The sequence below is a fragment of the Nocardia sp. NPDC052316 genome, assembly GCF_044547795.1.
Lineage (GTDB): Bacteria > Actinomycetota > Actinomycetes > Mycobacteriales > Mycobacteriaceae > Nocardia.
The window spans coordinates 367967-381680 of record NZ_JBIUBB010000007.1 but is presented as its reverse complement, the minus strand read 5'-3'; the positions used below and the strand labels follow the sequence as shown (position 1 = coordinate 381680).

Sequence of the window (13714 nt, the reverse complement as noted above, 5' to 3'; positions counted from 1 at the left end):
GGTACTGCCCGAAAGTAAGTGCGATGCACGAATGATGCATTACACCTGTGCTCGTGCAGTCTGTGAGCCGGAAACCAGGAGGTAGCGATGAGCACCATCACCGAGTCGGTCGACGTCGGAGTCCCCATCACTCGCGCGTACAACCAGTGGACGCAGTTCGAGTCGTTCCCCGCGTTCATGCAGGGCGTGGAGGAGATTCGTCAGATCGACGACACCCACACCCATTGGGTGACCGAGATCGCCGGTGTGAAGCGGGAATTCGACGCCACCATCACCGAGCAGCATCCGGATGAGCGGGTGGCGTGGAAATCCGACAGTGGCCCCGAGCATTCCGGGGTGATCACCTTTCACCGGCTCGACGACAACACCACGCGAGTCACCGCGCAGATGGACATCGACCCCGACGGTTTCGTCGAGCACGCCGCCGACAAACTCGGTCTGCTGAATCACCGGGTGAAGGGCGACATGCAGCGCTTCAAGAGGTTCATCGAGCAGCGCGGACAGGAAACCGGTGCCTGGCGCGGGGACGTTGCCCGACCGGACGCCTGAGGGGTAGTCCGGCAGGCGCAGTGACGGTGACCACGAAACCGCCACTGCGCCTGCGGCATTGGTATCAGCCGAGGGACAGGCAGCCCTGGAAGGTCTGGAAGTCTCCGGCGAAGCCGACGCCGCCGCGGCACGTCGGCCCGGTAACGCCGGTGACCGTCACGGTGGCGCCCGGACCGGCGATACCGATCGACAGTCCGGGGCGCACGCCGGACGCGTCGACGGTCGCGCCGGGTCCGATGGCGATGGCGGCGGGCCCGGACAATGCCGCGGACGACGAGGTCGCGCGCCCGCCGTTCTGGGCGATGGCCAGCGACAAGCTGGTGGCCTCCGCGTCCGCGGAGGCGGCGCCGTCGAAGGCGTAGGCGGCCGCCGCGCCGCCTGCCTCGCTGGTCGCCGAGCAGCGCGCGTTCGCCTGCGCCGCCGCGGCGGTACTGGCACCCGGTGCGGGGCAAGCGGTTTCGGCCGCCGCCGCGGTGGGCGCGGTCAGCGCTAACGCGGCAACGACGGGCCGGCGCCGAGCAGGGCGAGGCCGGTCCGGCGGATCGAGGACGAGATGTTCATGGTGCTCTCCTGTGCTGATCGCCGGGCCGGGGAGGTTGGTCCGGGGCGCGGCGAGTCGAGATTCGATGATGCGGTTTTCGATTGCTGCAGCCGGGCATTACCGGAACGGCACACCGCCACTCTACTCAAAATGATGCACAAGCGATGCGCTATGCCGCTAGTCCCAGGCGTAGAAGTACATCCGCCGGGTGATGGTCTCGACCAGGGTGCCGTTCGGGTCGCGGAGTTCGGCCACGCCGACGTTGCGTTCATCCCGCCCGGCGAAGAACGGAGCGCTGTCGGGCCGCACGGTGATCGGATGCTGGCGCCACTGGGTTTCCCCGTCGCAGGTCACCGCCGAGGTGGTCGTACCGGTCGCGGTCGGCCTGCCTGGCTTGACTGCGGTGAGCCGCACAGTCAGTGTCCACCGCTGTTGCCCCTTGGGACACCGCACGTCGACATAGGCATTGGCCTTACCCGCGGACACATAGATGTCGTCGTGCAGCCAGACCGCCTCGGCCTGCGCCGCGGGCAGCGGTACTGCCCCGAGAAAGGCGGTCGCCAGTAGCGCAGTCACCGAAGTCATCGCATCAACCCTTCAGAACGCTTGCAGTGGAGCGGTTTTGAACGAAGAGTGGGGGCGGACAGCTGTCCGCCCCCACCAGGGTCCTCATCATCGATCGATGTCAGCGCTCTGCCGCGGGACGCGGCGTCGCGGCGGTGCCGGGCGGGTTGTCGGCGTTGGCGTAGGTCTGCATCGAGTCAGCGATCGCACCGGTGTTCACGGTCAATGCCGTGTTGTTGATGTTGGCGGTGGTGTCGCAGGACCGGTGGTAGCAGGGGTCGTACGGACGGCCCGCGGTGCCGCCGAACATCTGCTGCTCCTGACGCGTCTTGATGCCCTCCGCGCCGGTGAACAAGCCACCGACCGCGATCCCGGCCCGCAGGAACGGCCCATAGTCCGAGCGCCCGTCGAGGGGTGTACGGACGTGGGACAGCCCACGGGAATCGAAGTAGCGGTTGAAGTTCTGCTCGATCTGCGCGGATCCGGCGGGTCCGCCGCTGCCGTTGTAGATCTTGTAGGCGAAGTTCGTCGAACCGATCATGTCGAAGTTCAGGTAGAGCCGAAGCTTGCTGCGCTCGGACGCGGGCAGGTTCGACACGTAGTACTTCGAGCCGATCAGGCCGAGTTCCTCAGCGCCCCACCAGGCGAAGCGGACCTTGTTCTTCGGCTGGAGGGTGGCCATCTGCAATGCGACCTCGAGCAGCCCCGCGCTACCGGAACCGTTGTCGTTGATGCCCGCACCGGCGCGCACGGAGTCCAGGTGTGCACCCGCCATCACGACCTTGTCCGCGTTGCCCTGCTTGCTCTCCGCCAGCACGTTGTGCGTGGTGGCGGGCAGGCTCTCGGTGTCGGTCTTCAGGCGCACGACCGGCTTCGCCGCGGTGGCGAGGTCTTTGCCGACGGTGTAGCTCGCGCCGACCACCGGCACTTTGATGCCGGTCTCGTCGAGTGGCTCGGTGAAGGTGTCGGTCCGGCCCGCCTGACCCTCGTTGAAGATGATCACGCCGGAAGCGCCTGCGGCCTGGGCGTTTCGGGCCTTGTCGGCGAAGGTGCAGGTGCCGCGCTGCAGCAGCGCGATATTGCCGCGGGTGAACTTGGCGAAGTCCGCGGCCTCGCACCCGGAGGTCGAGGTATCCGGCTGCGGACCGGGCGTCAGGACCAGATCGACAGCCTGGACCGGCGCTTTCGTGTCACCCGAACCCGAATAGGTCGCCGTCGCGAAGTCGCCGATCTCGGTGCGGTTCGGCGGGGTCGCCTTGTACGTCCTCGGGGCGGAAGGTGCCTCCTTCGCCAGCACCGCGGTCGTCCGTTCCTGGAAGGCTTGGAAGGTGAACGGCTGCAAGGTCACCGTGTAGCCGGCTCGCCGGAGTTCGCCTGCCACGTAGTCGCGGGAGGCGTCGTAGCCCGCGGTGCCCGCGGCGCGCGTGCGGCCGTTGGCGTTGGCGATGCTCTGGAACTTCTCCAGGTGCTGGTTGACGGCGGCCGCGTTGATCGAATCGGCAATTCGCCGTTCCGGCGGTGCGCCCGGCTCGGCATACACCGACCCGGCCATCGCGAGCGATAGCGCGAGCGGCACCGCGGCGGCTACGGCGACAACTTGACCGGCTCTGACTCTGCGAAAGGTGTGGGACATTTCGAATTCCTTCAAACGGACGGATAAATCCCGATGGCCGGAGATTAAGCCCGTCTGTCGGTCCGGTAAAACCCCAGTTGAGAGTGGGGAAGGGGGGTGACTCGGATACCGCGTGGTGCGGTCTTTCAGCGCTGAATCAGCTACCGGATAATTTCGGCGCCGACATTGCGTTCTACACGGGATGGGTGGCCGGTTCTTTTTGCGGTCGGCTTACGATGGGCGGCATGGTTCCAGGCGATCTCGGCGCCGGTGGCAGAGTGCTGGACCTGCATCGGCTACAGCAGTTCCTGGCCGTGGCGGAGCTGTCGAGTTTCACCGCCGCGGCGGCGGAGCTGCACATCACCCAGCAGGCGTTGAGCAGCTCGGTCCGTCAGTTGGAGAAGCAGTTGCGGGTGGAGCTGTTCGACCGCAGCGGTCGGCAGCTGGTCCTCACCGCCGCGGGTGAGGTGCTGCGCGACGGGGCGCGGGCACTGTTGGCCGCGTCGGATGCGCTGTATCGCCGGACGTACGAGGCGGGTATCGCGGCACCGCCCGCCTTCGTCGTCGGTCATACCCCGGCGATCACCGCGGATGAGGTGTACGACCTGATCGAGCCGGTGCGGGCGGCGCGGCCCGATGTGTCGGTCACGGTGCGGCAGCTGTTTCCCGATGCCGTCGCGGACGCCCTGCACCAGGGCGCCATCGACGTCGCGTTGCGGCGTGGTGTCGCGAGTCCGGCCGATCTGGCCTCGGCGGTCATCGCCTACCACCCGGTTCGCGTCGCGGTCGCGCGGACGCACCGGCTGGCCGATCGCACCGCCGTCACGGTGCGCGATCTTCAGGACGAGCAGATCGTCATCTGGGCGCCGCCTGGCGCGTCTTATTACACCGACTTCATCCTGAGCACCTGCCGGCGTGCGGGCTTCGAACCGCGGTTCGTCGTCAACCACATCCAGGGCACGCCGCCGGTCACCGCGGTGGTCGGCACGGATCACGTCGCCATCGTCACGGCGCCGGCGGGGCGGGCGCTCGGTGGGCGCGTCCAGGTCGTCGATCTGAAAGAGGGGCCGGTGGCGCCGACCCAGGCGCTGTGGTTGCCGCACACCACGTCCGGCCTGCGTGACCTGTTGCTCAGTACGCGCGCCGACGGCTGACCGTCCTATTGGTCCGGACGGTCAGCCGCCGATTGGTCAGGCGCGGATGGTCATTCGGGAAATCTTGTCGCCGGCCGAGGTGAACACGAATGTGCTCGGGCCGTTGAACCCGTTGCCGCCGACCTGCGCGTGCACTGTCGTTTCCACACCGTCGTTCGCGGCGTCATCGACCGCCAAAGTAACCTGCTTGCCGAGGAATTCGCCATCGCTCCACCCGCGGATCGCCGCGCGCCCGGAGAACTCACGTCCCCAGTCGTCGACAATTCCGTCGGCGGTGAATCCATCGAGAAACGCGTCGATGTTTCCGGCGTTGGTCGCGTCGAGCAATTGTTCGACGGCCTGCGGTAGTTTGTCGGACACGGTGATTTCCTTCCTTCGGTGTCGCCTCAGCGGGTGGTGTACCCGCCGTTGGCGAGGATGGTCTGTCCGGTGATCCACCAGCCGTCGCCGACCAGGAATTCCACCAGCGGGGCGATATCCTCGATCTTGGTCAGGCTATTGCCGAGCGCCTGAGACTTGTGGAACTCGACCCGCTCCGGCGTTTCCTGGCCGTAGAAGAAGGGGGTGTCCATCGGGCCGGGGGCGACGGTGTTGACCGAGATCAGCCGCGGCGCGAACTCCTTGGCCGCCGCGCGGGTGAAGTGCTCCACCGGCGCCTTACCGCCCGCGTAGGTGGAGTAGCCGTCGGTGAACGCGGCGAGCAACGAGGTGACCACGGTGACGATGCGGCCGTTGTCGTTGAGCCGTTTGCCCGCCTCTTTCAAGAAGAAGTAGGCGGACTTGGCGTTGATCGCGAGCATCGAGTCGTATTCTTCCTCGGTGGTCTCGACGATCGGCTTGCGCAAGACCTTTCCGACGGTGTTCACCGCGATATCCACGCCACCGAACGCGTCGACCGCCACGGCGAACAGCTGCTCGATATTTCCCGGAACAGTCAGGTCCGCTTGGAATTTCACCGCTTTGGCACCGGCCGCCTCGATCGCGGCGACGGTCTTGTCGGCATCGGGTTCGGTGCTGTCGCTGTTGAAGTGCACGGCGACATTGGCGCCGCGTTCGCCGAGCGTGCGGCTGATCAGCCCGCCCAGATTCTTGGCGCCTGCCGCGACAACAGCCGACCTACCCTGCAAACTCTGTACCACGATCATGCTCCGATCTGTTCATACTTCAACGGACACCGGCCACGCTATGGCGAATATCGGCGCATCGGAAACAGTGATTATTGGTGACTCCACAAATCTTGCTTGTATGGTGCTTCGAGCAGCTCATTCCCATTTACCGTACGTAATGCGCACCACGACTCGAACATCAGAGATGGAGTAAAAGTGAGCCGTACATCGGTCATCATCATCGTCGGTTTCGTCCTGCTGGCAATATTCCTCGTGATCGGATCCTGCTTCGGCAGAAAAGGACTGCACCGCGCAGCCGAAGACTTCCTCCTGGTCTGGTTCGCCCTGACCGCAGGCAACATGGCAGTCGGCGTCATCGACGCGGGCTACGGTGTCCTGGAAGAGATCCCGTTCCTGTTCGTCAACTTCACCCCGCCTGCGATCATCGCCGCCGTCGCGTGGTACCGGACCAAGACGCCTAAGGCTCTCGAATCATCGCCCACATAGGCGGATTGGCGCCCGCGGGCAGCACAAAGGTGGCACACACCATGAACCCGAATTTCTCGTAGAACCGAATATTCTTCTCACGTGTGCACACCAGATAGGCGGCCGTGTCCGGAGCTTCGGTCAGACGATCGGCGATGAGCCGCGCGGCATAACCTTGCCCGCGACGGTCGACCGGCGTCGCGATGTTGGCCAGATACCAGTGCGGTGGTGTGTGCGGGTGCTGCTCGTCCAGCGCGCGCCGCACAGCCATCGCCGCCGTTGTCCTGGTCCGCAGCGCGGGCAACAACTCGGGCAGCGCCCGCAGCGTACGCGAGAAGGGCTGATCCCACTGCCCCGGCGGATCCCACACCGCAACACCCCCTAGCCCACCGTGCTGGTCGATCGCGACCTGCACACCGCCGCCGGGCAGATGAAAATGCCGCAACGACGTAGCGAAGTACCGCGGCACCCCGCGATGCCGCCTACGCCGGTCAGGCCAGATCGCCGACATCACCGGATCGTCGGCGAAGCCTTCGGCAAGCACGCGTGTGCACGCCTCGATATCGGCAGTCGTGGCGGTGCGGACAGTGCTCGGCACAGCGAGATCTCCTTAGCTTCACCTGCTTCGCGTCGAGGTGACCGTCTGGCGAAACGTGACGATGAAACCGTACCGCGTCGATCACGATCGGAGATGACCAAGTGGCGTGGGTGGAATCGTATGTCGTTGTACGGCAGGCTATTTCATAGGTTTCCTTGTTGGCAGTGGTGGTCGCGCTGATCGGTCTCGCGGGGATCGCTGCAGCGATACTGCTCTACTCGTTCGGTGAGCGATAGCTGGAACCGAGGGCCGTTGGGGGGCGCACCCTCGGCTGGCCGAGTTCGGGCGTGGGCGATATGATCGACCCGATGATGATTCACTCTGTTCAAAGATCGGGGGTTTCATTCGTATCAGGTGAGTGCTGATGCTTACTCACATTGCGAATGAGAACTTTTCCCGTTTGTCCTTCTGGCCGCGCGTGCGTGAATTCGCCGTGCCGCCCGCCATGATCGAGACTGCTACCGCCCGACGTCTGGTTCGGGACTGGGCTGGGGCTTGTGCCGCAGCAGGTTTCGATGTCGATATCGATTTGCGGTCGGTGGCGTGTCGCCATGGGCCCGAGCTTGCGGGACGGATTCGGGCCGATCTGCGGTCGCTGGCTCCTGACCTGTTGCGCTGGCATATGCCCAGAATTGCTCCGGACGGGCTGTTGCGGCCAGGTCTGACCATCGCGCTCGCTCGGTATGAGACCGGCTGCGGCAGTGCACGTTTCCTCTATCTCGTGGTGCGTACCGCGCCGGCCTGGGCGGATGCGGGTCAACGGATCAGCCTGGCACTGTGGGACGGATCCACCGCGGGTCGGCATCCGCATCCTCGTCCTGATCGGCGGTTCCGATTGGATCTGCACCGGCATCTGTGGGACGCGCGCAGGGTCGGCGAGCTGCGTGTACGGTCCGGAGCCGAAGGGCACCACACGCCACTGGACCCCGAATTGCGCACCGCAATAACGGGATTCGATCACTGCGCGGTCAATCGTTGGGCGGCCGAGGGGGAGATCCTCTGCCAGGCGGAGGGTCGGACGACCACTACATTCGTGGTCCGGTACGGGGCCAAACGACGGCTGGTGTTGGATCTAGCCGCTGCCGATGGACTTCGCACGCTGCGGATCGCGTCGGAGTATCCGACCGGCGCCATGTCCGTGTTACCGGTGCTACCCGACGCGGCGACCTGGGTGCTGCCCGATCTGGCACTGCTGCGCGCCGGTGCGATAACACCCGATCGGTTGCATCCGCTGGTGGCTTCGGCACTAGTGCCCGGCTATTCGCCGGATGCGCCGCAGGCTCCCGACAGCACAGGGGAACGCCTCGTGGAGTGCCGGGGGGAGCAGCATCGAATAGGGCTGGTCGACGGGGTTTTGGCGGCGTTGGATCACGACCCGGCCGAATTACGGCGGGAGGAACTGCTGGCCGCGCTGTCCGGTACGCCGCTGCCCTGCCTCCAGGCCATCGACACGGCGCATCGACAACCGGACTGGCTCAGCGGCGTCCGTGAACGCCTCGACCACGGCGATATCGCAGGCGCGCTGGCCGTCGTCGAGGGGCTGCTCGGGCCCGAGGCGTTGCTCCGCGACGGCGCTTTGCGCGACGAACTCGATGCGGCCGCGCGCCGTCGGATCGTCCACGGGCTGTTCAGGGCCGGCCTGTCCGAACCAGGGACGGGCCGAGTTCCGCCGCGGAGCCGCCGTTCCCGCGACCGTCGTGCGCATCCGCGCAACGCGTCGTCGCACTGACCTGGCGACCTTCGCCACATACCCAAACTCTGCCGATCACAAGGTGATTCACACATGCTTACTGCCGCTCGCACATCCACCCAACTCGACGTTGCCGATGAGTTGCTGACCCTGCTCCGTGAGGTGACCACCGAACCGCGCCCCGACAACCAACTAGAGGCCCTGTCGCTCGCCGTGGCCGCCGACCTGCCGGTGCTCCTCTGGGGCGAACCGGGGATCGGCAAGACCGCCGCCATCGCCCAGCTGGCCACCGACCTCGACCTACCGCTGACCACGGTGATCGCGAGCGTGCATGAGCCATCGGACTTTTCGGGGCTACCCATCATCGGCGACGACCCTGCGGAACAGGGCGTCCCGATGGCCCCGCCGGACTGGGCGGTGCGTCTCGTCCGGGCCGGGCGCGGGCTGCTGTTCCTGGACGAGTTGTCCACCGCGCCGCCCGCTGTGCAAGCCGCCCTGCTGCGCCTGGTGCTGGAGCGGCGGATCGGCACCCTGCGGTTGCCGCCGAATGTCCGGATCGTCGCGGCGGCCAACCCGCGATCGTCGGCGGCCGATGGCTGGGAGCTGAGCCCGCCGCTGGCCAACCGGTTCGTGCACCTGCGCTGGGCCCACGACCACGACGTCGTCGTACGCGGGCTCGGCGGAGTCTGGCCGCACGCGACATTGCCGCGACTGGCACCGGAAAAGCTTACCGACGCAGTGGCTTTCGCTCGGCGCGCGGTATGTGTGTTGCTCGCTGCGCGGCCCGCGCTTGTGCATCAGATTCCGACCAGTGACACGCGCCGTGGTGGCGCGTGGCCGTCGCCGCGCAGCTGGCAGATGGCAGTGTGGCTGATCGCCTTCGCCACCGCGGCCGGATCGTCTCGCGAGGTGCTGTCCCTGCTGGTTCGCGGCACGGTGGGCGACGGGCCGGGCTTCGAGTTGCTGGCGAGCCTGGACCGGATGGACCTGCCGGACCCGGAGATGCTGCTGGCCGACCCGGCGGCCGCCGTCCTGCCCGAGCGCGGGGACCTGCGCCAGGCGGTGCTCGACGGCGTAGTGGCCGCGGTCCGTAAACGCCCGGAGAAGGCTCGCTGGGACGCGGCCTGGGCGCTGCTGGTGCACGCCTTGGAAACCGGCGCGCCGGACCTGATCGTCGTTCCCGCAACGACTCTCGCCACGCTGCGGCAGGGCGACTGGGATGTGCCGGTGGCCATCGAGCAGCTCGCCGGAGTGGTCTCGGTGTCGCGCAGTGCGGATCAGGCCGCTGCCCGCCTCGTCGCGAAGACGCGCTGATGACCGCGATCGCGCCGCGAATGCTGGACCGCGACAAGCTCTTCGCCGCGCGGCTGCATGCCGCCCGCGCCCGGCCCTATCTGGCGACCGCGCTGTTCGCCCTGTCTGTCGTCGAGTCGCGCGGCGTTCCGACGATGGCCGTCGACCGGCACTGGCGGTGCTACGTTTCGCCGGGGTTCGTGGATCGGACGCCGGTCGAGGAGCTGGCCGGGGTGTGGGTGCACGAGGTGTCGCACCTGCTGCGCGACCACCACGGCCGCAGTGACCGATTCGCCCGGCGACACGAATTGTCCGGCCCGGCAGAGTGATTGCGCATGAACATCGCCGCGGACTGTGAGATCAACGACGACGTGTTCGGCGACGGGCTGGTGCAGCCGGAGGGGGCCGTCACGCCCGCGTTGTTGGAGTTGTCCGCGGGCAAGCTCATGGAGGAGTATCTGCTCGAGTTCCGGCTCGGGCCGCACACGCAGGGCATGACCTGGCTCGACTGTGGCAGCGGCGCAGACGGATTGGACCGGGAGTGGGAGGTGGGACCGGACGGCGCCGACGGACTGAGCGAGCAGGAACGCGACGCGGTCCGGTTCCGGGTGGCGCAGGGTATCGTCGGCCGTCCGGGGGATGCGCCCCAAGGGTGGCAGCGCTGGGCCGAGGAGGCGTTGCATCCGCCACAGCCGTGGCGCGATCTGCTGGGGGCCGCGCTCCGCTCGGCGGTCGGCGGGTCCGGTGCGGGCGAGGACTACACCTATGGCAGGCCCGCTCGGCGCTCGGCCGCGGTGTCCGGCGTGGTGCTGCCGAGCCTGCGGCGCACGCCGCCACGGGTTTCGGTGCTCATCGACACCTCGGGGTCGGTCAGTGACGCCGAATTGGGCAGCGCGCTGCTCGAAGTGGCGGCCATCTCGCGTGCGGTGGGCGGGCGGCGCGATCTGATCACCGTGCTGTCTTGTGACGCGGCGGCCAGGATCGTGCACCCCCTGTGTCGGGCCGAGCGGATACCACTGGTGGGCGGCGGGGGAACGGATCTCCGCACCGGCATCACCAAAGCTGTTCGCGCCCAACCCGGTCCGGACGTGCTCGTGGTGTTGACCGACGGGCAGACACCATGGCCGACCAGGCGGCCACCGTGCCGGACGGTAATCGGTCTGTTTCGTCGCCCGCGTGCCGAAAACGATCACGACTACGTGCCGGACGCGCCGCCCGCGTGGGCCCGCGTGGTCGATATCGGGTAGGCACACGGCGTTCGCCGCGCGCCACGCCTAGCGGTTGCTGGATACTTGCCAATGAGGGGGAGAGTCGTAATATCCTCATCGGGCACGCTCCTGGAGCTTGTCAGCGCTGTGATCTCGGCGGGTCATCCATTTTCTCGACGACGGTGGAGAGGTGGCTGCACGATGCGGCTGTTCAGGAGTACGGCATTCCTCGCTGTCGTGGCATTGGCGGTGGTCGGTCCAGCCGGAACCGCACAGGCGGACCCGGAGGACTCGGGTCGCCCGGGATTCGTCGAATATCAGGGATTCCCGGTGTCGTTCTTCGAATACGGACCGGACGGTGACGCCCCGATCGTCATGATGACCGGTGACTGGCCGGGCGACTCCAGCCTCATGGTGCCGATGGCAGAACAGCTGGGCGCGAACGGGTTTCATGTAGTCCGCTGGGACATGCACGGGGCGGGCCGCACGAGTCACGACCGCAGGCCAGGGGCCTACTCGATGGAGAACCTGGCGGGAGAGTTGGGCGCGGTGATGGACCAGACCGCTCCAGGGCGTCGGGTCCACATCTTCGGTGACGGGTGGGGGCCGTTCATCGGCAGCCAGTACAACACCATGTTTCCCGGCCGGATCGCCTCGATGTCGGTGATCGGATTCCCCTCGGCGGATCTGGCGGGAAACGCGTTGCGTCGGGTGCCGCGGGAGAAGCCGGAGCTGACCGGTCAGTGGGCCGCGCAAGTGGCGGTGTTGAGTTATCTGGCGGGTATCGAGATCCCGGTGTTGCCGGACGCCGCGGTCCGTACCGGTATTCCGGTTCAGCTGCTGGGTGTGGTGGCTTCGCTGATGGCTCCTGAGATGCCGGGTGGCGGATTGCACACGAACGTCGACGACGACGTCGACGGGCTGGAGCGATACCGGCAGGCGATGTGGCCGCATCTGACCGAGCCGCAGTACGACTACATCGATATACCGGTGCTCCAGGTCTTTTACCCGACCGATGACTTCCTGGAGACGCCGGTGCTGATCGATGGTCTGGAAAGTCGTACGCCGAACCTCGATCTGCGGTATGTGCCCGGTAATCATTTCAGTGTCCTCGGGGGTGATAATGCTCGGCAGATTTTGGCGGCCGCCATGGAATCTATGCGTGCAGCGGAGTGACCTTGTAAGGCTTTGTGTGCGGCCCTGATCGGAGGCGATAAGCCGTTGTCTGGCAGGTCATCCCACTGCCACCGATGCGCGAACGTTGACGGAACCGGCGCGGAGTGGTTGTATCTGGCTGTGCCTGAAGGGCTTTCGGCACGGTGCGTGGGTGGGGCGGTGGCCGGGTGATGTCCTTCGGGCGGTAGCCGTCACCAGGGAACGAAGAGGGTCTTGTGAGCACCACGTCCATCGCACGCATTCGCCGCCGCTGGGTGAGCACCGTCGCGGTGCTCGTCGCAGCGGCCTCCTGCCTCGCCGGGCAGCAGGCCGGCACCGCGGGTGCCGCACCGGCGATCACCCTGCCGCCGGTGAACGCGGGGTTCGATTACCAGATCACCAGTCCGTACGCGCCGCCGCCCGGCGTGACCGTCGTCAGTCGGGACCACGGCGCCGAACCGGCCAGCGGGCTCTACAACATCTGCTACGTCAACGGCTTTCAGGTCCAGCCCGGCGCGGAAAACGAATGGCCCGCCGATCTCCTGCTGCGCGACAAGGACGGCAAGATCGTCTACGACACGAGGTGGAAAGAGGCGCTGCTCGACATCCGCACCGCCGACAAACGCACCCGCATCGCGGACAAGGTCAACCAGTGGATCGGCGGATGCGCCGACAAGCGTTTCAACGCCGTCGAAGTCGACAACTACGACAGCTACGACCGCTCGAAGGGACTGCTGGCCCCCGACCAGGCGGTCGCCTTCATCGCCCTGCTCGCCAAGTACTCGCACGATCGCGGCCTCGCCATCGGTCAGAAGAACGCCGCCGAACTCCTCGACCAAAGAACCGCCGCCGGACTGGATTTCGCGGTCGCCGAGGAATGCGGCGACACCGAGGAGTGCGGGGACTACGCCAGGGCATACAACAACAACGTCATCGATATCGAGTACACCGAACCCGGACTGGCAGCCGCTTGCGCCGAGTACGGAAACAAACTGAGCATCGTGCTCCGTGACGTCGAGGTGTCGACGCCGGGGGAACCCGACTACGTCAGGAAGACGTGCTGACCAGCGAAAGCCATAGGGGACAACACGGTCGGTTATCCTGGGGAAGAGCTAGAGAGGTTTCCCATGCCCTTCAAATATCGCCAGCGTAAGTCCTTCGGGCCGTTGAAATTCAACTTCACCCAGTCGGGTCTGTCCTCGTGGGGCATCAAAATCGGCCCGTGGTCATGGAACTCACGCACCAGGAAGAACAATGTCGACCTGCCAGGCCCACTGAGCTGGCGCCAGCGCTGAACAAACTCTCGGGTCTGCGCCACCCACAGACACTGGTCGGGCGATCAGGAGGAACTGGTGCTGGCGTCGGCCGAGAGGCCAACAGCACTGGTTCCCCATGATCGCTTGTCCAGCAGGATACTTCGATGGTCCGGCCAGTTAAGCGCAGCGAAGCCGGCATCCGTCGGGCGTCGCCGGACAGTTGCACCGGCGCGGTGCGAGCGGTCAGCAACCGGTCGGCACGTCCGCGGTGGCGGCATTCGCTCGCCGAACTTACGCCGCAGCGGCCGTGATATCGAACAGCGTCAACTCACGTGCCGCCGCGGCGCGCTGATCCGCACGCTCGCGCACCGCGCAGGTCGGACCAATTCCTTGCGACACCGACTCCGGCGACACCAGCCAGCCATGGCATCGGCGGCAGTGCGCTACGAGTCGTACTTCAGGCTTGTCGTCGGTCGCGGCCATATCGATCTCCTCCGGCCAG

At 66.5% G+C, this 13714-nt stretch carries 15 protein-coding genes and 1 pseudogene; 9 read left to right on the top strand and 7 right to left on the bottom strand.

The features are described from left to right. Nucleotides 1–87: 87 nt before the first annotated feature. A complete protein-coding gene (locus tag ACIHA7_RS33270) occupies nucleotides 88–549 on the top strand; it encodes an SRPBCC family protein (protein WP_397295105.1) in 462 nt (153 codons plus the stop codon). 64 nt (nucleotides 550–613) lie between these two features. Here ACIHA7_RS33270 and ACIHA7_RS33265 read toward each other — a convergent pair whose 3' ends face one another. The 3 genes from ACIHA7_RS33265 to ACIHA7_RS33255 all read right to left on the bottom strand — a co-directional run bounded on the left by ACIHA7_RS33265 (nucleotide 614) and on the right by ACIHA7_RS33255 (nucleotide 3287). Beyond that, nucleotides 614–1036, bottom strand: coding sequence for a DUF6764 family protein (locus ACIHA7_RS33265; protein ID WP_397295547.1), 423 nt, complete (start codon nucleotides 1034–1036; stop codon nucleotides 614–616). 231 nt (nucleotides 1037–1267) lie between these two features. Continuing rightward, nucleotides 1268–1675, bottom strand: a complete 408-nt coding sequence (locus ACIHA7_RS33260) for a hypothetical protein (protein ID WP_397295103.1) — start codon at nucleotides 1673–1675, stop codon at nucleotides 1268–1270. Between the two features lie 100 nt (nucleotides 1676–1775). Then, nucleotides 1776–3287, bottom strand: a complete 1512-nt coding sequence (locus tag ACIHA7_RS33255) for a M28 family metallopeptidase (RefSeq protein ID WP_397295101.1) — start codon at nucleotides 3285–3287, stop codon at nucleotides 1776–1778. A 224-nt stretch (nucleotides 3288–3511) separates the two neighbouring features. On the opposite strand from ACIHA7_RS33255, the gene ACIHA7_RS33250 reads away from it, so the two are divergent. Then, complete coding sequence (locus tag ACIHA7_RS33250) at nucleotides 3512–4420, top strand: LysR substrate-binding domain-containing protein (RefSeq protein WP_397295099.1); 909 nt, start codon at nucleotides 3512–3514, stop codon at nucleotides 4418–4420. Between the two features lie 36 nt (nucleotides 4421–4456). On the opposite strand, the gene ACIHA7_RS33245 is transcribed toward ACIHA7_RS33250, so the two are convergent. Both ACIHA7_RS33245 and ACIHA7_RS33240 read right to left on the bottom strand, forming a co-directional pair. Continuing rightward, entirely contained in the window at nucleotides 4457–4780 is a 324-nt protein-coding gene (locus ACIHA7_RS33245) for a nuclear transport factor 2 family protein (protein ID WP_397295098.1), read from the bottom strand. A gap of 26 nt (nucleotides 4781–4806) precedes the next feature. Next, nucleotides 4807–5565: an SDR family oxidoreductase gene (locus tag ACIHA7_RS33240; RefSeq protein WP_397295097.1), complete on the bottom strand. Its 759-nt coding sequence runs from the start codon at nucleotides 5563–5565 to the stop codon at nucleotides 4807–4809. A 177-nt stretch (nucleotides 5566–5742) separates the two neighbouring features. Between ACIHA7_RS33240 and ACIHA7_RS33235 the strand changes: the two genes are divergently transcribed. Continuing rightward, a complete protein-coding gene (locus tag ACIHA7_RS33235) occupies nucleotides 5743–6033 on the top strand; it encodes a hypothetical protein (RefSeq protein ID WP_397295095.1) in 291 nt (96 codons plus the stop codon). On the opposite strand, the gene ACIHA7_RS33230 is transcribed toward ACIHA7_RS33235, so the two are convergent. Then, complete coding sequence (locus ACIHA7_RS33230; protein WP_397295093.1) at nucleotides 6005–6610, bottom strand: GNAT family N-acetyltransferase; 606 nt, start codon at nucleotides 6608–6610, stop codon at nucleotides 6005–6007. The genes ACIHA7_RS33235 and ACIHA7_RS33230 overlap by 29 nt on opposite strands. Nucleotides 6611–6974: 364 nt before the next feature. On the opposite strand from ACIHA7_RS33230, the gene ACIHA7_RS33225 reads away from it, so the two are divergent. From ACIHA7_RS33225 to ACIHA7_RS33200, 6 genes and pseudogenes are all read left to right on the top strand, one after another. Beyond that, nucleotides 6975–8339, top strand: a complete 1365-nt coding sequence (locus tag ACIHA7_RS33225; RefSeq protein WP_397295091.1) for a hypothetical protein — start codon at nucleotides 6975–6977, stop codon at nucleotides 8337–8339. 54 nt (nucleotides 8340–8393) lie between these two features. Further along, on the top strand, nucleotides 8394–9614 hold the full coding sequence (locus tag ACIHA7_RS33220; protein ID WP_397295089.1) for an AAA family ATPase: 1221 nt from the start codon (nucleotides 8394–8396) through the stop codon (nucleotides 9612–9614). Beyond that, a pseudogene (locus tag ACIHA7_RS33215) lies at nucleotides 9614–10840 on the top strand (VWA-like domain-containing protein). Before ACIHA7_RS33220 ends, ACIHA7_RS33215 begins: the two are co-directional and overlap by 1 nt. Before the next feature lie 162 nt (nucleotides 10841–11002). Further along, nucleotides 11003–11977: an alpha/beta fold hydrolase gene (locus tag ACIHA7_RS33210; RefSeq protein WP_397295088.1), complete on the top strand. Its 975-nt coding sequence runs from the start codon at nucleotides 11003–11005 to the stop codon at nucleotides 11975–11977. A gap of 215 nt (nucleotides 11978–12192) precedes the next feature. Further along, complete coding sequence (locus tag ACIHA7_RS33205; protein WP_397295086.1) at nucleotides 12193–13020, top strand: endo alpha-1,4 polygalactosaminidase; 828 nt, start codon at nucleotides 12193–12195, stop codon at nucleotides 13018–13020. A 63-nt stretch (nucleotides 13021–13083) separates the two neighbouring features. After that, nucleotides 13084–13251, top strand: coding sequence for a DUF4236 domain-containing protein (locus ACIHA7_RS33200; protein ID WP_107655799.1), 168 nt, complete (start codon nucleotides 13084–13086; stop codon nucleotides 13249–13251). A gap of 252 nt (nucleotides 13252–13503) precedes the next feature. Here the strand turns inward: ACIHA7_RS33200 and ACIHA7_RS33195 are convergent, their stop codons facing one another. Next, nucleotides 13504–13695: a DUF6011 domain-containing protein gene (locus tag ACIHA7_RS33195; RefSeq protein WP_397295083.1), complete on the bottom strand. Its 192-nt coding sequence runs from the start codon at nucleotides 13693–13695 to the stop codon at nucleotides 13504–13506. Nucleotides 13696–13714: the final 19 nt, after the last annotated feature.